Raw genomic sequence first — 19,519 nt, 5'->3', positions numbered from 1 at the left:
CGTGGGGGAGTCGGCAACCGACGACAACGCCGCAGATCGGCGTGCCAGGCCCCGCGTCTGCGGCATGATCCGCCGGACAGGACCTAGCGGCCGACGACCTCTCCCTCACCGATGCGCGCCCCGCGCGCCCAGTCAGCGGCCCGCATCGGCTTCTTGCCCTGGGCCTGCACCCACAGCAGCTCGACGGCGTAGGAGCCGGTGCCGACATGGACGCTGTTCTTGCCGACGGCCAGCTGCCCCGGCGCGAGGTCGGTCCGCTCGGGCACGGGCGTGACCTGGATGAGCTTGAGCCGCTCGCCCCGGAAGACGGTCCAGGCACCGGGAGCGGGCGTGCAGCCGCGCACGACGCGGTCGACGCGCAGCGCCGGGGTGGCCCAGTCCACCTGCGCGTCCTCGACGGTGATCTTCGGCGCGAGCGTGATGCCCTCGTTCGGCTGCGGTACGGCCTTCAGGGTGCCGTCCTCGATGCCGTCCATGGTCGCGGCGAGCAGCCCGGCGCCGGCGAAGGCGAGCCGGGTGAGCAGGTCACCGCTGGTGTCGGTGGCGCGGATCTCCTCGGTGACCGTCCCGTAGACGGGGCCGGAGTCGAGCCCCTCCTCGATGAGGAAGGTGGAAGCACCGGTGATCTCGTCGCCCGCCATGATGGAGTGCTGCACGGGCGCGGCCCCACGCCAGGCGGGCAGCAGCGAGAAGTGCAGGTTGACCCAGCCGTGGGCGGGGACGTCGAGGGCGACGCGGGGCAGCAGGGCGCCGTAGGCGACGACAGGGCAGCAGTCGGGCGCGATCTGCGTCAACCGCTCCAGGAACTCCGGGTCCCGCGGCTTGAGGGGCTTCAGCACCTCGATGCCCGCCTCTTCCGCCCGCTCCGCGACCGGACTCGCGACCATCCTCCGCCCCCGCCCGGCCGGCGCGTCGGGCCGCGTGACGACAGCGGCCACCTCGTGCCGCCCGGAGGCGAGGAGAGCGTCCAGAGCGGGAACGGCGACTTCGGGGGTACCGGCGAAGACGAGCTTCATGGGTGGGTTGGGGCCTCTCGGGCGAGCGGATGACCGGGCAGCGCCCAAGTCTATGACCGCGAACGGAATCCCGCCGACGGCGCGGGTCCGCTCCCGCCGACGGTGCGGGTCGCGCTCCCGCCGACGGTGCGGGTCCCGCGGAAGACCGACCCCTCTCCCAAGGCGCGAACCCGCCTCCCCCGGCGCACGCATATGCCACCACGCCCCCACTGCGTGACCAGCGGAGCGCAAACGCGTTGGTCAAGAAAGAGTTGACCACAACGGGCCGCGCTTGCGGCCCGATCCTTTTCATCGCCGGTTCGAGAGGCTTGTTCATGGCCGACCACGCAACCCACGACGCCCAGGCTCGGGCCAGCCTGCACTTGCTGGTGCGGGACATCGAGCGGGTCCGCCGGCAGGTGGACGCATTGCGCACGCTCACCGCGCAGTTGGGCAACGTCTACCGCCCGCGCCGCTCCGGCCCCTCCACGGGCTTCGTCGTCTACGGACGCGCCCCCGCTCCCACCGTGCGCCTCGCACAGGAACTGCGGGACAGTGTCGAGACCCTGGTCACTGCCGCGGTCGACTTCGACCGCTCGCTGGGCTTCTCCTGGGACGCGGTGGGCTCGGCACTCGGCGTCACCAAGCAGGCGGTGCACCGCCGTTACGGCGCACGCCGCGCCGCGGCCCAGGCGACGGCCGAGGCCGAGCGGGCGACGGACACGTCGACGCCCCGCACCGTAGGCGTCAACACCGGTATGCCCACGATGCCGACGGTCCCCGCGGCCCGCTCCATGCCGACCCAGCCGACGGCCGGCAGCCCGGCCCTGCGCGACGAGGTACGCCCCACAGCCTTCCCCGGCCCCCGCAACGGCTGACGCCCCCACCCAACCCCCTGCCCTCCCGCCCCCTCGGGAGGGCAGCCGCATACCTGCCCAAGGGCCGCCATACGCACCCCGCCCCCTAGCGCACAGCAACCCTGCACCGCCCCACCCCCACGGCCCACCCGCCGAACCCTACGAACGACTCCCCCACCCCGGCCCGGACCCGCCGTCAACGCTCAACCCCCACAAGGGCCACCAGCACCCGACAACGAAACCCGAACGGGTGGTGCGGGCGGGAACCCCAAACTCGGCCAAACACCCACCGTCACCCAATATCCGGCGGATCAACCCGCACCCGAACCGCAACCTCCCCCCCAGCCCCCCCACGAGCCATCCGCGCAGCCTGCGCAGCCTTGAGCGCGGCAGCCAACGCCGCCCCCCTCCCCGGCGGCACCCGGATCAACGCCCGCTCCCACTGCTCCCCGGGCGGCGGCGCCCCCACCCGCCGAGCAGCCCCCCGCGCAACCGTCACTGGCAACGGCACAGGCCCCAACACCTCAGCCTCCCCCGGCAGTTCCACCGCCCCCAGAAACGCCGCAACCCCCTCCGGCGGCCCGGAAACCGCCGCCATCCGCGACACCGGCGGAAACCCCAACTCGGCCCGCTCGGACAGTTCCCGCACCGCATGCCCGACGGGATCCCACCGCACCAACGCCTGCACAGGCCGCAACGTGGGCTCGGCCACCACAACCACCGTTCCCCCAACCCCCTGCGGCCGCACCAACGCCGCCGCCGCGATCCACCGCCGCAACGCATCCTCACCGGCCCGCAGATCAGGCCGCCCGAGCATGGCCCACCCATCGAGCAGCAAGGCCGCCGCATACCCGCCCTCGGCGACCGGCTCGGCCCCCGGCGTGCTCACCACCAGCGCAGGCGCCCCGGGCACGGTGTCCAGCACATGCTCCCGCCCGGACGTCCGCACCGGCACGGCGGGAAACGCCCGCCCCAACTCCTCCGCGGTCCGCCGGGCCCCCACGACCTGAGCCCGCAGCCGAAAGCCACCGCACTCAGGACAGTGCCAGGCCGCTTCTTCCTGCCCGCACCACCCACACCGCAGTGCGCCCGCGCCCTCCTGCCCCTCCAAGGGCCCCGAACAGTGCCGACACCGAGCAGGCGCCCGGCAGTTGGCACAGGCCATCCGCGGCACGTACCCCCGCCGGGGCACCTGCACGAGCACCGGCCCCTGCCGCAACCCGTCCCGAACGGCCTGCCAGGCGAGCGTCGGCAACCGAGCGGCCCGAGCGGCTTCGTCCCGCGCGAGGTCCCCGTCCCCCACGGTCCGCACGAGCGGCGCAGCTCCCCGCACCTGCTCGCGCGAGGCGACCAGCGGCCGCGCCCAGCCGCTCTCGACGAGCTGGGCCGCCTCCACGGTGCAGCTCCAGCTCCCCAGCAGAAACCCGCACTTGTCCTGAGCGGCCCGCAGCAACAGCACTTCCCGCGCATGGGGCTGCGGCGCATGCGGCTCGCTGTGGCTGTCGTCCCCGTCGTCCCACAGCACGACCAGCCCGAGGTCTCTCACGGGAGCGAACATGGCGGCCCGAGTCCCGACCACGGCCCGCACACTGCCCCGCCGCACGGCGAGCCACTCCCGATACCGCTTCTCGGGCCCGGCATCGGCGGTGAGCACGGCATGCCGCCCCTCGCCCAGCAATGCGGTCAGCGCGGCATCGACACGCGCGACGGCCCGCCCGTCGGGCACGACGACTAGGGCTCCCCGCCCCGAGACCAGGGTCGCCCCGACAACCCGAGCGATTTCCTCGCTCCACTCACCCCCGGGAAGCGCATTCCAGACAGCCCGCGGAGCACCCCCGCTCGCCAATGCCTCCAGAAACGCGCCCCCGTGCTCGTATCGCACCCAGGACCCCACCTCGGGCACCGCAGGCGGCGGCAACGGCGCGGGCGAGGGCCGCTGCTCGGCCCGCGCACTGCGCGGCGGCACGGCGAGCTGCAACACGTCGGCAAGGCTCCCCGCATACCGATCGGCGACAGCACGGGCCAGCCCGAGCAGCTCCTCACTCAGCACGGGCTCAGGCGACACAACCTGCGCCAAGGCAGCCAACGGCCCCGCGTAGTCGGTCTCGGCGACCCGCTCGACGAGAAACCCGTCGATCAGCCCCCCACCCTCACGCCGCCCGTCCCGCACTCGCCCCCGCCCGGCCCCGAACCGCACCCGGACCCGCACCCCGGGCTGAGCCTCGGCGTCGAGCTCCTCCGGCACGGCGTAGTCGAAGTACCGATCGAGATGCAGCACACCTTTGTCGACCAGCACCCGAGCGACCGGCAGCTCCTTCGCGAGCGCGGCCCCCCGCCAGGTCCGCGGCTTCGCCCGCGGCACCTCGGCCTTCCGCACACTCTCCCGAATCAACGCAAGCTGCTCAGGCGGCGCCCCCTCACCCCGCCCACCGTCTCGCTCATCTCCGCTGCTCACGCATGCATTCTTACCAAACCCCACTGACATCCGACCGCGCCCGGACATGCCGAGGCCCGGCACCCCTCAGGGATGCCGGGCCTCGGAAAAACCCCGGGAAGCCGAGCCTTACAGCCCCGCAGCCTTCCGCAGCGCCTCCACCCGGTCCGTCTTCTCCCACGTGAAGTCGGGCAGCTCGCGGCCGAAGTGGCCGTACGCCGCCGTCTGGGCGTAGATCGGGCGGAGCAGGTCCAGGTCGCGGATGATCGCGGCCGGGCGGAGGTCGAAGACCTCGTCGATGGCCTTCTCGATCTTCTCGGCCTCGACCTTGGCGGTGCCGAAGGTCTCCACGAACAGGCCGACCGGCTCGGCCTTGCCGATCGCGTACGCGACCTGCACCTCGCAGCGGGAGGCGAGGCCCGCGGCGACGACGTTCTTGGCGACCCAGCGCATCGCGTACGCCGCCGAGCGGTCCACCTTGGACGGGTCCTTGCCGGAGAAGGCGCCGCCGCCGTGGCGGGCCATGCCGCCGTACGTGTCGATGATGATCTTGCGGCCGGTCAGGCCGGCGTCGCCCATCGGGCCGCCGATCTCGAAGCGGCCGGTGGGGTTGACCAGCAGGCGGTAGCCCTCGGTCTCCAGCTTGATGCCTTCGTCGAGGAGCGCCTTCAGCTCCGGCTCCACCACGAACTCGCGGATGTCGGGGGCGAGGAGGGACTCCAGGTCGATGTCCGACGCGTGCTGCGAGGAGACCACGACGGTGTCGAGGCGGACGGCCTTGTCGCCGTCGTACTCGATGGTGACCTGCGTCTTGCCGTCGGGGCGCAGGTAGGGGATCGTGCCGTTCTTGCGGACCTCGGACAGACGGTTCGACAGGCGGTGCGCCAGGAAGATCGGCAGCGGCATCAGCGTCGGCGTCTCGTCCGTGGCGTAGCCGAACATCAGGCCCTGGTCGCCGGCGCCCTGCTTGTCCAGCTCGTCCTCGTCGCCCTCGACGCGGGACTCGTAGGCCGTGTCGACGCCCTGCGCGATGTCGGGGGACTGCGAGCCGATCGACACGGAGACGCCGCAGGAGGCTCCGTCGAAGCCCTTCTTCGAGGAGTCGTAGCCGATCGCGAGGATCTTGTCCCGCACCAGCTGCGGGATCGGGGCGTACGCCTTGGTGGTGACCTCTCCGGCCACGTGCACCAGGCCGGTCGTGATCAGGGTCTCGACGGCGACCCGAGAGGTCGCGTCCTCGCGCAGGAGCGCGTCGAGAATGGTGTCGCTGATCTGGTCAGCGATCTTGTCGGGGTGACCCTCGGTCACGGACTCCGAGGTGAAGAGACGACGGGACACAACGCTCCCTGAGGTTGCAGCGGCTGCTGGCTGATCATTGGCGGACGGGACGGGGGCTGCGCCCGGCATCGTCCGAGAACAGTTTATCGGTCGCGCTCGGCCACGGACTCACCCGTCTCGATTGTCGGGAGTGCTGTGACCTGCGGCACGCGCATTCTGCCCAATGTCGAGCGAGCTTGGCCAGGCCCGCCACACCCCGAATAGTGAGGTTCCAGAGCTCTGTGAAGTGAATGCAACATTCAGCGCAGGCGCCCGGCCACCAGGTCCCACACGATTTCGGCCAACGCTTCCTTGGGGCCGTGCGGCACCGGTGTCTCGCTGCCGTCGGCACCCAGCACCACCGCTTCGTTCTCCTCCGCCCCGAAAGTCTTGCGCTCTCCCACCTCGTTGACGACGAGGAAGTCGCAGCCCTTGCGGGCGAGTTTGGTGCGGCCGTTGGCCAGGACGTCGTCCGTCTCCGCGGCGAAGCCGACGATCACCTGTCCGTCCCGGGCACGGTCGGCCGAGATCTCGGCCAGGATGTCCGGATTGCGTACCAGCACGATCGGGTCCGGCTCCTTGCCGTCCTTCTTCTTGATCTTCCCGCTCGCGTAGCTCTCGGGGCGGAAGTCGGCGACCGCCGCCGCCATGACCACCGCGTCGGCGTCCGCGGCCGCCTTCAGCACCGCCTCGCGCATCTGCACGGCGGTGCCGACCGGCACGACGTCCACACCCGCCGGGTCCGGCAGGCCGGTGTTCGCGGCGACGAGGGTGACCCGCGCACCGCGCGCGGCGGCGGTACGGGCGAGGGCGTACCCCTGCTTGCCCGAGGAGCGGTTGCCGAGGAAGCGGACCGGGTCCAGCGGCTCGCGGGTGCCGCCGGCGCTGACGACGACATGGCGGCCGGCGAGATCGGGCTCCCGCACTCCGCGCGCGAGGACCCGGCGGCACACCTCGAAGATCTCCCCCGGGTCGGGCAGCCGGCCCTTGCCGGTGTCGACGCCGGTGAGCCGCCCGACGGCGGGCTCGATGACGACGGCGCCGCGGCGGCGCAGCGTCGCCACGTTTTCCTGGGTGGCGGGGTGTTCCCACATCTCCGTGTGCATGGCCGGGGCGAAGACGACCGGACAGCGGGCGGTCAGGAGCGTGTTGGTGAGCAGGTCGTCCGCCAGGCCGTGGGCCGCCTTGGCGAGCATGTCGGCCGTCGCCGGGGCCACGACGACCAGGTCGGCGTGCTGGCCGATGCGGACGTGCGGCACCTCGTGGACGTCGTCCCACACCTCGGTGGAGACGGGGTTGCCGGACAGGGCGGACCAGGTCGCCGCGCCCACGAAGTGCAACGCGGAGGCGGTGGGGACCACACGCACGTCATGGCCCGACTCCGTCAGTCTCCGCAGCAGCTCACAGGCCTTGTACGCGGCGATGCCACCGCTGACCCCCAGCACGACCCTCGGCTTGTCCACCAGGTCTCCCATCGCTCGACCCCCTCGAACCTACGACTCCCATGACACACCACAGGCCCGACAGTCGCGCTGCCGGGCCTGTGGAAAAGCAAACTGCAATCTGAAAGTACTACTGCGCCGGGCCCTCGACGGCCTCGGACGTCAGCAGACCCGCGTTGATCTCGCGGAGCGCGATCGAGAGCGGCTTCTCGTGGACATGGGTGTCGACGAGCGGACCGACGTACTCGAGGAGGCCCTCGCCGAGCTGCGAGTAGTACGCGTTGATCTGACGGGCGCGCTTGGCCGCGTAGATCACGAGGCTGTACTTCGAGTCGGTGGCCTCGAGGAGCTCGTCGATCGGAGGGTTGATGATGCCCTCGGGCGCGGTGATGGAAGAGGACACGCTCTGCCTTCCGAAAGTTGGGATGAGATCTAGAAAACGATCACACAACGTCCATCAAGGCTAGCAGCTCGCGTGCCACGTCCTCGACGGAGGTGTTGACCAGGGTCTCGTCGAACTCGGGCTCGGCCGCCAGTTCCACCTTCGCGGCGTCGAGACGGCGCTCGATCACCTCGGGCGGCTCGGTACCGCGTCCGGTGAGTCTGCGCACGAGCTCGTCCCAGGAGGGCGGAGCCAGGAACACCAGCTGGGCCTCGGGCATGGACTCCCGGACCTGCCGGGCACCCTGGAGGTCGATCTCCAGCAGGACGCCCTCTCCGGCCTCCAGCCGCTCCAGGACGGCCTTGCGCGGGGTGCCGTAGCGGTTCCCGGCGAACTCGGCCCACTCCAGCAGCTCGCCGTTGGCGATCAGCTTGTCCATCTCCTCGTCGCTGACGAAGAAGTAGTGGACGCCGTGCTTCTCGCCGGGGCGGGGCTTGCGGGTCGTCGCCGACACCGAGAGCCAGACCTCGGGGTGTTCCTTGCGCATATGGGCGACGACCGTGCTCTTGCCGACCCCTGAGGGGCCGGAGAGCACGGTCAGCCGCGGACGTACGTCCGGGGGCTCGGGGGTCGTCCCCCGGAATGTTGCAGCCATGCAGCGATTATTCCAGCAATCCCGGAGTGCCCGGGACTCCCGGTCCGGCGGAGGCCGGACTCAGGAGCCGGTGCTGCCGAACTCACGCTCCAGGGAAGCGATCTGGTTCGAGCCGAGACCACGCACGCGGCGGCTCTCGGAGATACCCAGTCGCTCCATGATCTGCTTGGCGCGGACCTTGCCCACGCCCGGCAGGGACTCGAGCAGCGCGGAGACCTTCATCTTGCCGATGACGTCGTTCTCCTGGCCCTGCTTGATGACCTCGTGAAGAGAGGCGCCGGAGTGCTTGAGTCGATTCTTGACCTCGGCCCGCTCCCGGCGAGCCGCGGCGGCCTTTTCGAGCGCGGCTGCGCGCTGTTCAGGGGTAAGGGGCGGAAGAGCCACGCCTACGTCACCTCGGATGTTGAACTGTCGGATACGGACCGGTGAGGAACCTAGTCGCCCCACACCTGGGGAGCCACGAGCAACACGCTTGCCCACTGACTCTGCTCGGAGACTAGCGGCCAACTCCGCCAGAGTCAGCGAGAACAGCGGAAAAGTCCTGGTCAGCCTCCGTCAGGCCGGACATTTCAGACATACTGCCCCGGATTTGAGGATGTATTCAGACTCAAGTCGGCCTGGAAGCACTCATCGGAGGACTCGGGAGAACGTCTCGAACACCCCGGACGACCGTCATACGAGCGCCACAGCCGCCTTGATCTCCTCCGCGAAACGCTCCGCGGACTCCCGCAGCGCGCCGACGTCGGGACCGTGCCGCAGCACGCCCCGGCTGACGTTGGGCAGGACGTTGCGCAGCACGCCCCCGAACACCGCCGGCAGATCGGCCGGGGTGGCCCCCTGAGCGCCGATGCCGGGCGCGAGGAGCGGGCCGTTGATGTCCAGGTCGTAGGAGGACAGATCGCCGAGCGTGGCGCCCACGACCGCCCCGAAGGAGCCGAGGGGCTCCTCCCCCGTGTTCTCGGCCGCGAGGTGCGCCAGCATCGTCGCGCCGACGTTCCGGCCGTCCGCGCGGATCGCGTGCTGCACCTCGCCGCCCTCGGGGTTGGAGGTCAGCGCCAGCACGAACAGGCCCGCGCCGCTCTCCCGCGCCAGCGCGATCGCCGGCGAGAGCGAGCCGTAGCCGAGGTACGGCGAGACGGTCAGCGCGTCGGAGAAAAGCGGCGAGTCCTTGCGCAGGAAGGCCTCGGCGTACGCCGCCATGGTCGAGCCGATGTCGCCGCGCTTGGCGTCCATGACGATCAGCGCGCCGCCCGCCCGCGCCTCCTCGACGGTCTTCTCCAGGACGGCGACGCCGCGCGAGCCGAAGCGCTCGAAAAAGGCGGCCTGCGGCTTGAAGACGGCGACCCGGTCGGCCAGCGCCTCCACGACCGTGCGGCTGAACCGCTCCAGGCCGGCCACGTCGTCGTTCAGGCCCCACTCGGTGAGCAGGGAGGCGTGCGGGTCGATGCCGACGCACAGCGGGCCGCGCTCGTCCATGGCCCGGCGCAGGCGGGTGCCGAAAGAGTCGGTCATGCGGTCTCCCTCACATCGGCGCCGACGGCGTCGGCGAGCGTGGCGTACGGGCTCGTGCGCAGCCGCGCGGCGAGCCCCTTGTGGATGGCCCGGCCCCAGAAGGGCCCTTCGTAGATGAACGCGCTGTAGCCCTGTACGAGCGTGGCACCGGCGAGGATGCGCTGCCAGGCGTCCTCGGCGTTCTCGATGCCGCCGACGCCGACGAGGGTGATCCGGTCGCCCACGCGCGCGTAGAGGCGCCTCAGCACCTCCAGGGAGCGCGCCTTCAGGGGCGCCCCGGACAGTCCGCCGGTCTCCTTCACCAGCGCGGGTTCGGATGCCAGACCGAGGCCCTCGCGCGCGATGGTGGTGTTCGTGGCGATGATCCCGTCCAGGCCGAGTTCGACGGCCAGGTCGGCGACGGCGTCGACGTCCTCGTCCGCGAGATCGGGCGCGATCTTCACCAGGAGCGGGACGCGGCGAGTCGTCACCGTACGGTCGGCGGCCTCGCGTACGGCGGTGAGCAGCGGCCGCAGCGACTCCGTGGCCTGCAGATTGCGCAGCCCCGGGGTGTTCGGGGACGACACGTTCACGACCAGGTAGTCGGCGTACGGCGCGAGCCGCTCGGTCGACTTCACGTAGTCGGCGGCGGCCTCGGTCTCCGGTACGACCTTGGTCTTGCCGATGTTGACGCCCACGACCGTCTTGAACACGGGCGTACGGGACGCCAGGCGGGCGGCCACGGCAAGCGAGCCGTCGTTGTTGAAGCCCATGCGGTTGATGAGCGCGCGGTCCTTCACGAGCCGGAACAGGCGCTTCTTGGGGTTGCCGGGCTGGGCCTCCCCCGTCACCGTGCCGATCTCGACGTGGTCGAAGCCGAGCATCGACATGCCGTCGATCGCGACCGCGTTCTTGTCGAAGCCGGCCGCGAGCCCGAAGGGGCCGTGCATCCGCAGACCGAAGGCCTCGGTGCGGAGTTCCTTGTGACGGGGTGCGAGAGCCGCCGCGACGAACGTCCGCAGGACCGGGATCCTGACGGCCAGCCGGATCCAGCGGAAGGCGAGGTAGTGGGCCTTCTCGGGGTCCATCCGCTTGAAGACGAGGTTGAAGAAGATCTTGTACATGGTGTCCTCACGAAGAGGGGGACACCGTTTCCGGTGTCCCCCTCAGGGCTGCTAGTCGCGGGCCGCGGTCAGGTGTTCCGCGTGTTCCTGGAGCGAACGGACGCCCACGTCACCGTGGTTGAGGGCGTCGATGCCCTGGACGGCCGCGGCGAGCGCCTGGACCGTCGTCAGGCACGGCACCGACCGTGCCACGGCCGCCGTACGGATCTCGTAGCCGTCGAGGCGGCCACCCGTGCCGTACGGGGTGTTGACGATGAGGTCGACCTCGCCGTCGTGGATGAGCTGGACGATGGTCTTCTCACCGTTGGGACCGGTGCCCTCGGACTGCTTGCGCACGATCGTGGCGTTGATGCCGTTGCGCTTGAGGACCTCGGCGGTGCCGGAGGTGGCGAGCAGCTCGAAGCCGTGGGCGACCAGCTCACGCGCGGGGAAGATCATCGACCGCTTGTCGCGGTTGGCGACCGAGATGAACGCGCGGCCCTTGGTGGGCAGCGGGCCGTAGGCGCCCGCCTGCGACTTGGCGTACGCCGTGCCGAAGACGGCGTCGATGCCCATGACCTCGCCGGTGGAGCGCATCTCCGGGCCGAGGACCGTGTCGACACCGCGGCCGTGGACGTCGCGGAAGCGCGACCACGGCATGACCGCCTCCTTGACGGAGATCGGCGCGTCGAACGGCAGCTCGCCGCCGTCGCTGTGAGCGGGCAGCAGGCCCTCGGCGCGCAGCTCGGCGATGGTCGCGCCGAGCGAGATGCGGGCGGCGGCCTTGGCCAGCGGTACCGCGGTCGCCTTCGAGGTGAAGGGGACCGTACGGGACGCGCGCGGGTTGGCCTCCAGGACGTAGAGGATGTCGCCGGCCATCGCGAACTGGATGTTGATCAGGCCGCGGACCCCGACGCCCTTCGCGATGGCCTCCGTGGAGGCCCGCAGGCGCTTGATGTCGAAGCCGCCCAGGGTGATCGGGGGCAGCGCGCACGCCGAGTCGCCGGAGTGGATGCCGGCCTCCTCGATGTGCTCCATGACGCCGCCGAGGTAGAGCTCGGTGCCGTCGTAGAGCGCGTCGACGTCGATCTCGATGGCGTCGTCGAGGAAGCGGTCGACGAGGACCGGCCGGGAGGGGCTGATCTCGGTCGACTCGGCGATGTAGGAGGCGAGGCGGGTCTCGTCGTAGACGATCTCCATGCCGCGGCCGCCGAGGACGTACGACGGCCGGACGAGGACCGGGTAGCCGATCTCGTCGGCGATGGCCTTGGCCTCGGCGAAGGTGGTCGCGGTGCCGTGCTTGGGAGCCGGGAGGCCGGCTTCCGCGAGCACGCGGCCGAAGGCGCCGCGGTCCTCGGCGGCGTGGATCGCCTCGGGGGACGTACCGACGATCGGCACGCCGTTGTCCTTGAGCGCCTGCGACAGGCCCAGCGGGGTCTGGCCGCCCAGCTGGACGACGACACCGGCGATCGGGCCCGCGAGGGACTCCGCGTGGACGATCTCCAGCACGTCTTCCAGCGTCAGCGGCTCGAAGTACAGGCGGTCGGAGGTGTCGTAGTCCGTGGAGACGGTCTCGGGGTTGCAGTTGACCATCACGGTCTCGTACCCGGCGTCGCTGAGCGCGAAGGAGGCGTGGACGCAGGAGTAGTCGAACTCGATGCCCTGGCCGATGCGGTTGGGACCGGAGCCCAGGATGATGACCGCGGGCTTCTCGCGCGGCGCGACCTCGGTCTCCTCGTCGTAGGACGAGTAGAAGTACGGCGTCTTCGCGGCGAACTCGGCGGCGCAGGTGTCGACCGTCTTGTAGACCGGGCGGATGCCGAGCGCGTGCCGGACCTCGCGGACGACGTCCTCGCGCAGGCCGCGGATCTCGCCGATCTGCTGGTCGGAGAAGCCGTGCCGCTTGGCCTCGGCCAGCAGTTCGGGGGTGAGCTCCGGGGCCTCGGCGAGCTCGTCGGCGATCTCCTTGATGAGGAAGAGCTGGTCGACGAACCAGGGGTCGATCTTCGTGTACTCGAAGATCTCCTCCTGCGTGGCGCCCGCGCGGATGGCCTGCATGACGGTGTTGATCCGGCCGTCGGTGGGCCGGACGGACTCCGCGAGCAGGGCCTCCTTGTCGCCGGGCTCGCCGACGAAGGTGAACTGGCTGCCCTTCTTCTCCAGCGAGCGCAGCGCCTTCTGGAAGGCCTCGGTGAAGTTGCGCCCGATGGCCATGGCCTCGCCGACCGACTTCATGGTCGTGGTCAGCGTGGAGTCGGCCTGCGGGAACTTCTCGAAGGCGAAGCGCGGGGCCTTCACGACCACGTAGTCGAGCGTGGGCTCGAAGGAGGCCGGGGTCTCCTGGGTGATGTCGTTCGGGATCTCGTCGAGGGTGTAGCCGACGGCGAGCTTGGCGGCGATCTTGGCGATCGGGAAGCCGGTCGCCTTGGAGGCGAGCGCCGAGGACCGGGACACGCGCGGGTTCATCTCGATGACGATCACGCGACCGTCCTCGGGGTTCACCGCGAACTGGATGTTGCAGCCGCCGGTGTCGACACCGACCTCGCGGATGATCGCGATGCCGACGTCGCGCAGCACCTGGTACTCGCGGTCGGTCAGCGTCATCGCCGGGGCGACGGTGATCGAGTCGCCGGTGTGCACGCCCATGGGGTCGAAGTTCTCGATGGAGCACACGACCACGACGTTGTCGTGCTTGTCGCGCATCAGCTCCAGCTCGTACTCCTTCCAGCCGAGGATGGACTCCTCGAGGAGCACCTCGGTGGTCGGCGAGAGCGTGAGGCCCTGGCCGGCGATGCGGCGCAGCTCCTCCTCGTCGTGCGCGAAGCCGGAGCCGGCGCCGCCCATGGTGAAGGACGGGCGGACGACGACCGGGTAGCCGCCGAGCGTGTCGACGCCCGCGAGGACGTCCTCCATGGAGTGGCAGATGACCGAGCGGGCGGACTCGCCGTGCCCGATCTTCTTGCGGACCTCCTCGACGACGTCCTTGAAGAGGTCGCGGTCCTCGCCCTTGTTGATGGCCTCGACGTTGGCGCCGATCAGCTCCACGCCGTACTTCTCCAGCGTGCCCGCCTCGTGCAGCGAGATGGCCGTGTTGAGGGCCGTCTGGCCGCCCAGGGTGGGCAGCAGGGCGTCGGGGCGCTCCTTGGCGATGATCTTCTCGACGAACTCCGGGGTGATCGGCTCGACGTACGTGGCGTCGGCGATCTCCGGGTCGGTCATGATCGTCGCCGGGTTGGAGTTGACCAGGATGACGCGGAGGCCCTCGGCGCGCAGGATGCGGCATGCCTGGGTGCCGGAGTAGTCGAACTCGGCGGCCTGGCCGATGACGATCGGGCCGGAGCCGATGACCAGGACGGACTGGATATCGGTGCGCTTAGGCACGCTGGCCCTCCATCAGGGAAACGAAGCGGTCGAACAGGTAGGCGGCGTCGTGCGGGCCCGCGGCCGCTTCGGGGTGGTACTGGACGCTGAAGGCCGGCTGGTCGAGCAGCTGGAGGCCCTCCACCACGTTGTCGTTGAGGCAGACGTGGGAGACCTCGGCGCGGCCGTAGGGGGTGTCGGACACCTTGTCGAGCGGGGCGTCGACGGCGAAGCCGTGGTTGTGCGCGGTGACCTCGACCTTGCCGGTCGTACGGTCCTGCACCGGCTGGTTGATGCCGCGGTGGCCGTACTTCAGCTTGTAGGTGCCGAAGCCGAGCGAGCGGCCGAGGATCTGGTTGCCGAAGCAGATGCCGAAGAGGGGCGTCTTGCGCTCCAGGACGCCCCGCATCACGGAGACGGCGTGGTCGGCGGTGGCCGGGTCGCCGGGCCCGTTGGAGAAGAACACACCGTCGGGGTCGACGGCGTAGACGTCCTCGACGGTCGCCGTGGCCGGCAGCACGTGCACCTCGATGCCGCGCTCGGCCATCCGGTGCGGGGTCATGCCCTTGATGCCGAGGTCGACCGCGGCGACGGTGAACTTCTTCTCGCCGATCGCCGGGACGACGTACGCCTCCTTGGTGGCGACCTCCGCGGAGAGGTCGGCGCCCTTCATCTCGGGGGCCTGGCGCACCTCGGTCAGCATGGTGCCCTCGTCGGGCAGCGCCTCGCCGGAGAAGATGCCGACGCGCATGGCGCCGCGCTCGCGCAGATGGCGCGTCAACGCGCGCGTGTCGATGCCCGAGATGCCGACGACGCCCTGCTGGGCCAGCTCCTCGTCGAGGGAGCGGCGCGAGCGCCAGTTGGACGGCACGCGCGCGGGGTCGCGCACGACGTATCCGGCGACCCAGATCTGCTTGCTCTCCGGGTCCTCGTCGTTGACGCCGGTGTTGCCGACGTGCGGGGCGGTCATCACGACGACCTGGCGGTGGTACGACGGGTCGGTGAGGGTCTCCTGGTAACCGGTCATGCCGGTGGAGAACACCGCCTCGCCGAAGGTCACCCCCACGGCCCCGTAGGCGCGGCCGCGGAAGATCCGGCCGTCCTCCAGGACGAGTACCGCGGGAAGCGCCCCTTTCCTCTGCGAGGCGTTCCCCTTCGTGGAGGTCGTCATCGTGCGCCTTCCGTTTCCGTCTTGTCCGTCTTTTTGATCATGGAGTTAATGGCGTCGACCCACTCGTTGTGCTCGGCCGCGTGGTCGGAGCGGAAGCCGGAGTCGATCAGCCTGTCCCCGTGTTCCCAGGTCACGAGCAGCAGGCCGCCCTCGGTGAGGACCTTGCCGGCGATGCCCTTGCCGAGCACCGCCTCCCGCAGCGCCCCGACCGGGATGAAGAAGTCGGTCGCACCGGGCCGTACGACGTCCAGTCCCGCGTCCGTCAGCGTGAGCTCGACCCGGCTGCGGGTGCCGAGGCCGTGCGCCACGATGCGGTCGAGCCACTGCCCGGCGGTGGTGGAGCCGTGGTAGCGGCCGCTCATCGTCAGTCTCGCCGCACCGAGGTCGTCCGGCGCGTCGGGCAGCTCGGGCAGGTCACCCTGGAGCGTGCCGCGCCACTTCCAGCCCTCGCGCATCAGCCAGTAGATGAGGGCGACGAACAGGGCCAGCCCGACGAGCCAGCCGATGCGCGCGGCCCAGTCGGTGACCTCAGCCGATTTCTGGTCGGCGGCCAGCAGGATTACAGGTGTCACGTGAGCTTCCCGTCGACGAGCGTGGCCTTGCCCCGGAGCCACGTGTGCGTCACACGGCCCGGCAGCTCACGCCCCTCGTACGGGGTGTTCCGGCTGCGCGAGGCGAAGCCCGCGGGGTCCACGTCCCCACGGTATTCCGTGTCGACGAGCGTGAGGTTGGCGGGCTCACCAGCCGAGACGGGACGCCCGTGCCCCTTGGCCCGACCGATCTCGGCGGGCTTGAAGGACATGCGCTCGGCGACCCCGGCCCAGGTGAGGAGTCCGGTGTCCACCATGGTCTCCTGCACCACTGACAACGCGGTCTCCAGGCCCACCATCCCCATGGCGGCCGCGGCCCACTCGCAGTCCTTGTCCTCGTGCGGGTGCGGGGCGTGGTCGGTGGCGACGATGTCGATCGTGCCGTCGGCGAGCGCCTCGCGCAGGGCCAGCACGTCGCGCTCGGTGCGCAGCGGCGGGTTGACCTTGTAGACCGGGTTGTACGTCCGCACCAGTTCGTCGGTGAGGAGCAGGTGGTGCGGGGTGACCTCGGCGGTGACGTCGATGCCGCGGGACTTGGCCCAGCGGACGATCTCGACGGAGCCGGCGGTCGACAGGTGGCAGATGTGGACGCGGGAACCGACGTGCTCGGCGAGCAGGACATCCCGGGCGATGATCGATTCTTCGGCCACCGCGGGCCAGCCCCCGAGCCCCAGCTCGGCGGAGACGATCCCCTCGTTCATCTGGGCGCCCTCGGTCAGCCGCGGCTCCTGCGCGTGCTGGGCGACGACCCCGCCGAAGGCCTTCACGTACTCCAGCGCCCGGCGCATGATCACCGCGTCGTCGACGCACTTGCCGTCGTCGGAGAAGACGGTGACACCGGCGGCCGACTCGTGCATGGCACCGAGCTCGGCGAGCTTCTTGCCCTCCAGGCCGACGGTCACGGCGCCGATGGGCTGCACATCGCAGTAGCCGTGCTCCTGGCCGAGCCGGTAGACCTGCTCGACCACGCCGGCGGTGTCGGCGACCGGGAAGGTGTTGGCCATGGCGAACACGGCGGTGTAGCCACCGGAGGCGGCGGCGCGCGTGCCGGTCAGGACGGTCTCGGAGTCCTCGCGGCCGGGCTCGCGCAGATGGGTGTGCAGGTCGACGAGGCCCGGCAGGAGGACCTTGCCGGCCGCCTCGACGACCTCGGCGCCCTCGTCGCTCAGACCGACGCCCACCTCGGCGATCGTCGAACCGTCGATCAGCACGTCCTGCGGCTCGCCGCCGAGCACCTTCGCACCACGGATCAGGATCTTGCTCATGTCTCTTACTTCTCCTCGATACGGGTGTGGCTGACGGCGGGCTCGTTTCCACCCAGCAGCAGGTACAGAACGGCCATCCGGATGGAGACTCCGTTTGCGACCTGCTCCACGACGGTGCAGCGCTCGGAGTCGGCGACCTCGGCGGTGATCTCCATGCCGCGGACCATCGGCCCGGGGTGCATCACGATGGCGTGCTCGGGCATCTTCGCCATGCGCTCGCCGTCGAGGCCGTAGCGCCGCGAGTACTCGCGCTCGGTCGGGAAGAACGCGGCGTTCATGCGCTCGCGCTGCACGCGCAGCATCATCACCGCGTCGGACTTGGCGAGCGTGCTGTCGAGGTCGTACGACACCTCGCAGGGCCAGGTCTCGACGCCGACCGGCACCAGGGTCGGCGGGGCGACGAGGGTGACCTCGGCGCCGAGGGTGTGCAGCAGGTCGACGTTGGAGCGGGCGACGCGGCTGTGCAGGACGTCGCCGACGATCGTGATGCGCTTGCCGGACAGGTCCTGGCCGAGCCCGGCGTCCCGTCCGATGAGCCGGCGGCGCATCGTGAAGGCGTCCAACAGGGCCTGCGTCGGGTGCTGGTGGGTGCCGTCACCGGCGTTGATGACGGCGGCGTCGATCCAGCCGGAGGTGGCCAGGCGGTACGGCGCTCCGGAGGCGCCGTGCCGGATGACCACGGCGTCGACGCCCATGGCCTCCAGGGTCTGGGCGGTGTCCTTCAGGGACTCGCCCTTGGAGACGCTCGACCCCTTGGCGGTGAAGTTGATGACGTCGGCGGACAGGCGCTTCTCCGCGGCCTCGAAGGAGATCCGGGTGCGCGTGGAGTCCTCGAAGAAGAGGTTGACGATCGTGCGGCCGCGCAGGGTCGGCAGCTTCTTGATCGGCCGGTCGGCGACCCGGGCCATCTCCTCGGCGGTGTCGAGGATCAGGACGGCGTCGTCGCGGGTGAGGTCGGCGGCCGAGATGAGATGACGCTGCATCTGTCAGGCTCCGTAAGGAAGTTCAGGTCGGGAGATTCCGGGGCAAGGCAGGGCACGCCGAGGACGGACGTGCCGCGCGGCTTGCTACTGGGTCTGCTTCGCACCGAGCAGCACGGTGTCGCGACCGTCCTCCTCGGCGAGCTGGACCTTGACCGTCTCCCGCAACGACGTGGGGAGGTTCTTGCCGACGTAGTCGGCGCGGATGGGCAGTTCGCGGTGGCCGCGGTCGACCAGGACCGCGAGCTGCACCGCGCGCGGACGCCCGATGTCGTTCAGGGCGTCGAGAGCGGCACGGATGGTGCGACCGGAGAAGAGCACGTCGTCGACGAGGACGACGAGGCGGCCGTCGATGCCGTCACCGGGGATCTCGGTGCGGGCCAGCGCACGCGGCGGATGCATGCGCAGGTCGTCGCGGTACATGGTGATGTCGAGCGAACCGACCGGAATCTTGCGGTCGGTGATCTCCTCCAGCTTGGCGGCGAGCCGCTGGGCGAGGAAGACGCCTCGGGTCGGGATGCCGAGGAGCACCACGTCGTCGGCGCCCTTGGCGCGTTCGACGATCTCGTGGGCGATGCGGGTCAGTACGCGGGCGATGTCCGGGGCTTCGAGAACGGGCCGGGCATCGGACTGCGTGTCCTGCTGGTCGTGCTTGTCCATACGAAACGGACCTCCTTCTCCGCCTCACGGGACGGACCTTAAAGGACGTCGGATTTGCGCCATCCACGGTAGCAGGCCCTCAGGACACCCCTGATCACCCCCATGGCCTAATCGGCCACCGCCACCACGGAAGAGTCGGTGCGGCTCATTCGGCTTGACGCGGAAGAGTAACGCTGCGTAACCTCACAGTGAGTTACCAGCCGCGCGGTACGGCGCCCCTGCCGGCCGCGTCGACACAGTGCCGGGGAGCTATATGTCCAGCGAATACGCCAAACAGCTCGGGGCGAAGCTCCGGGCCATCCGCACCCAGCAGGGCCTTTCCCTCCACGGTGTCGAGGAGAAGTCCCAGGGACGCTGGAAGGCGGTCGTGGTCGGTTCGTACGAGCGCGGCGACCGTGCCGTGACCGTGCAGCGCCTCGCCGAGTTGGCGGATTTCTACGGTGTGCCCGTTCAGGAGCTGCTGCCGGGCACCACCCCGGGTGGCGCCGCCGAGCCGCCGCCGAAGCTGGTTCTCGACCTGGAGCGGCTGGCCCACGTGCCGGCCGAGAAGGCGGGCCCCCTCCAGCGCTACGCCGCGACGATCCAGTCGCAGCGCGGTGACTACAACGGCAAGGTGCTCTCGATCCGTCAGGACGACCTGCGCACACTCGCCGTCATCTACGACCAGTCGCCCTCGGTCCTCACCGAGCAGCTGATCAGCTGGGGCGTGCTGGACGCCGACGCGCGTCGCGCGGTGTCCCACGAGGAGAGCTGAGCCGCTTCCCGCCTCAGCAGAAACGTGCCGCCGGGGTGGCCGGAACTTGATGGTTCAGGCCAC

Annotated in this window: 17 protein-coding genes; 2 read left to right on the top strand and 15 right to left on the bottom strand. The window is 70.5% G+C overall.

What is annotated here, in order from left to right:
- Positions 1-83: 83 nt before the first annotated feature.
- On the bottom strand, positions 84-1,016 hold the full coding sequence (fmt, locus tag ACFUO4_RS43375; protein WP_383496171.1) for a methionyl-tRNA formyltransferase: 933 nt from the start codon (positions 1,014-1,016) through the stop codon (positions 84-86).
- Positions 1,017-1,330: 314 nt separating this feature from the next.
- Here fmt and ACFUO4_RS43370 point away from each other — a divergent pair, with 314 nt between their 5' ends.
- Entirely contained in the window at positions 1,331-1,873 is a 543-nt protein-coding gene (locus tag ACFUO4_RS43370) for a hypothetical protein (RefSeq protein ID WP_383496168.1), read from the top strand.
- Between the two features lie 271 nt (positions 1,874-2,144).
- On the opposite strand, the gene ACFUO4_RS43365 is transcribed toward ACFUO4_RS43370, so the two are convergent.
- The 14 genes from ACFUO4_RS43365 to pyrR form a co-directional block, all read right to left on the bottom strand.
- Positions 2,145-4,337 (bottom strand): primosomal protein N', encoded by a 2,193-nt coding sequence (locus ACFUO4_RS43365; RefSeq protein ID WP_383496359.1) that lies wholly within the window; start codon positions 4,335-4,337, stop codon positions 2,145-2,147.
- Positions 4,338-4,415: 78 nt separating this feature from the next.
- Positions 4,416-5,624, bottom strand: coding sequence for a methionine adenosyltransferase (gene metK / locus ACFUO4_RS43360; protein WP_383496164.1), 1,209 nt, complete (start codon positions 5,622-5,624; stop codon positions 4,416-4,418).
- 239 nt (positions 5,625-5,863) lie between these two features.
- Positions 5,864-7,066, bottom strand: coding sequence for a bifunctional phosphopantothenoylcysteine decarboxylase/phosphopantothenate--cysteine ligase CoaBC (coaBC, locus tag ACFUO4_RS43355; protein WP_383496356.1), 1,203 nt, complete (start codon positions 7,064-7,066; stop codon positions 5,864-5,866).
- A gap of 109 nt (positions 7,067-7,175) precedes the next feature.
- Positions 7,176-7,448, bottom strand: coding sequence for a DNA-directed RNA polymerase subunit omega (rpoZ, locus tag ACFUO4_RS43350; RefSeq protein WP_003982715.1), 273 nt, complete (start codon positions 7,446-7,448; stop codon positions 7,176-7,178).
- Positions 7,449-7,488: 40 nt separating this feature from the next.
- Entirely contained in the window at positions 7,489-8,082 is a 594-nt protein-coding gene (gmk, locus tag ACFUO4_RS43345) for a guanylate kinase (protein ID WP_079308751.1), read from the bottom strand.
- Between the two features lie 60 nt (positions 8,083-8,142).
- Positions 8,143-8,466, bottom strand: a complete 324-nt coding sequence (locus tag ACFUO4_RS43340; protein WP_003977346.1) for an integration host factor — start codon at positions 8,464-8,466, stop codon at positions 8,143-8,145.
- A 288-nt stretch (positions 8,467-8,754) separates the two neighbouring features.
- The gene (gene pyrF, locus ACFUO4_RS43335) at positions 8,755-9,594 is read right to left on the bottom strand and encodes an orotidine-5'-phosphate decarboxylase (RefSeq protein ID WP_383496161.1); all 840 of its coding nucleotides are present in this window, start codon (positions 9,592-9,594) and stop codon (positions 8,755-8,757) included.
- Positions 9,591-10,697, bottom strand: coding sequence for a quinone-dependent dihydroorotate dehydrogenase (locus tag ACFUO4_RS43330; protein WP_383496158.1), 1,107 nt, complete (start codon positions 10,695-10,697; stop codon positions 9,591-9,593). The genes pyrF and ACFUO4_RS43330 overlap by 4 nt, the downstream gene beginning before the upstream one ends.
- A gap of 51 nt (positions 10,698-10,748) precedes the next feature.
- On the bottom strand, positions 10,749-14,057 hold the full coding sequence (gene carB, locus ACFUO4_RS43325) for a carbamoyl-phosphate synthase large subunit (RefSeq protein ID WP_383496156.1): 3,309 nt from the start codon (positions 14,055-14,057) through the stop codon (positions 10,749-10,751).
- Positions 14,050-15,207, bottom strand: a complete 1,158-nt coding sequence (gene carA / locus ACFUO4_RS43320; protein ID WP_383496153.1) for a glutamine-hydrolyzing carbamoyl-phosphate synthase small subunit — start codon at positions 15,205-15,207, stop codon at positions 14,050-14,052. The genes carB and carA overlap by 8 nt, the downstream gene beginning before the upstream one ends.
- Positions 15,204-15,779, bottom strand: a complete 576-nt coding sequence (locus ACFUO4_RS43315; RefSeq protein ID WP_383496150.1) for a hypothetical protein — start codon at positions 15,777-15,779, stop codon at positions 15,204-15,206. Before ACFUO4_RS43315 ends, carA begins: the two co-directional genes overlap by 4 nt.
- On the bottom strand, positions 15,776-17,062 hold the full coding sequence (locus ACFUO4_RS43310; protein ID WP_079308745.1) for a dihydroorotase: 1,287 nt from the start codon (positions 17,060-17,062) through the stop codon (positions 15,776-15,778). The genes ACFUO4_RS43315 and ACFUO4_RS43310 overlap by 4 nt, the downstream gene beginning before the upstream one ends.
- A 5-nt stretch (positions 17,063-17,067) precedes the next feature.
- Positions 17,068-18,045 carry an aspartate carbamoyltransferase catalytic subunit gene (locus ACFUO4_RS43305; RefSeq protein ID WP_079308744.1) on the bottom strand — a complete coding sequence of 326 codons (978 nt, stop codon included), beginning with the start codon at positions 18,043-18,045 and terminating at the stop codon, positions 17,068-17,070.
- Positions 18,046-18,129: 84 nt separating this feature from the next.
- Complete coding sequence (gene pyrR / locus ACFUO4_RS43300) at positions 18,130-18,702, bottom strand: bifunctional pyr operon transcriptional regulator/uracil phosphoribosyltransferase PyrR (RefSeq protein ID WP_079308743.1); 573 nt, start codon at positions 18,700-18,702, stop codon at positions 18,130-18,132.
- Positions 18,703-18,955: 253 nt separating this feature from the next.
- Between pyrR and bldD the strand changes: the two genes are divergently transcribed.
- Positions 18,956-19,456 (top strand): transcriptional regulator BldD, encoded by a 501-nt coding sequence (gene bldD / locus ACFUO4_RS43295; RefSeq protein WP_003956405.1) that lies wholly within the window; start codon positions 18,956-18,958, stop codon positions 19,454-19,456.
- Positions 19,457-19,519 lie beyond the last annotated feature (63 nt).

Origin of the sequence: Streptomyces sp. NPDC057280 (genome assembly GCF_042668605.1) — a bacterium.
Classification (GTDB): Bacteria; Actinomycetota; Actinomycetes; order Streptomycetales; family Streptomycetaceae; genus Streptomyces.
The sequence above is the reverse complement of the archived record's forward strand: the minus strand, read 5'-3'. Positions and strand labels throughout refer to the sequence as shown.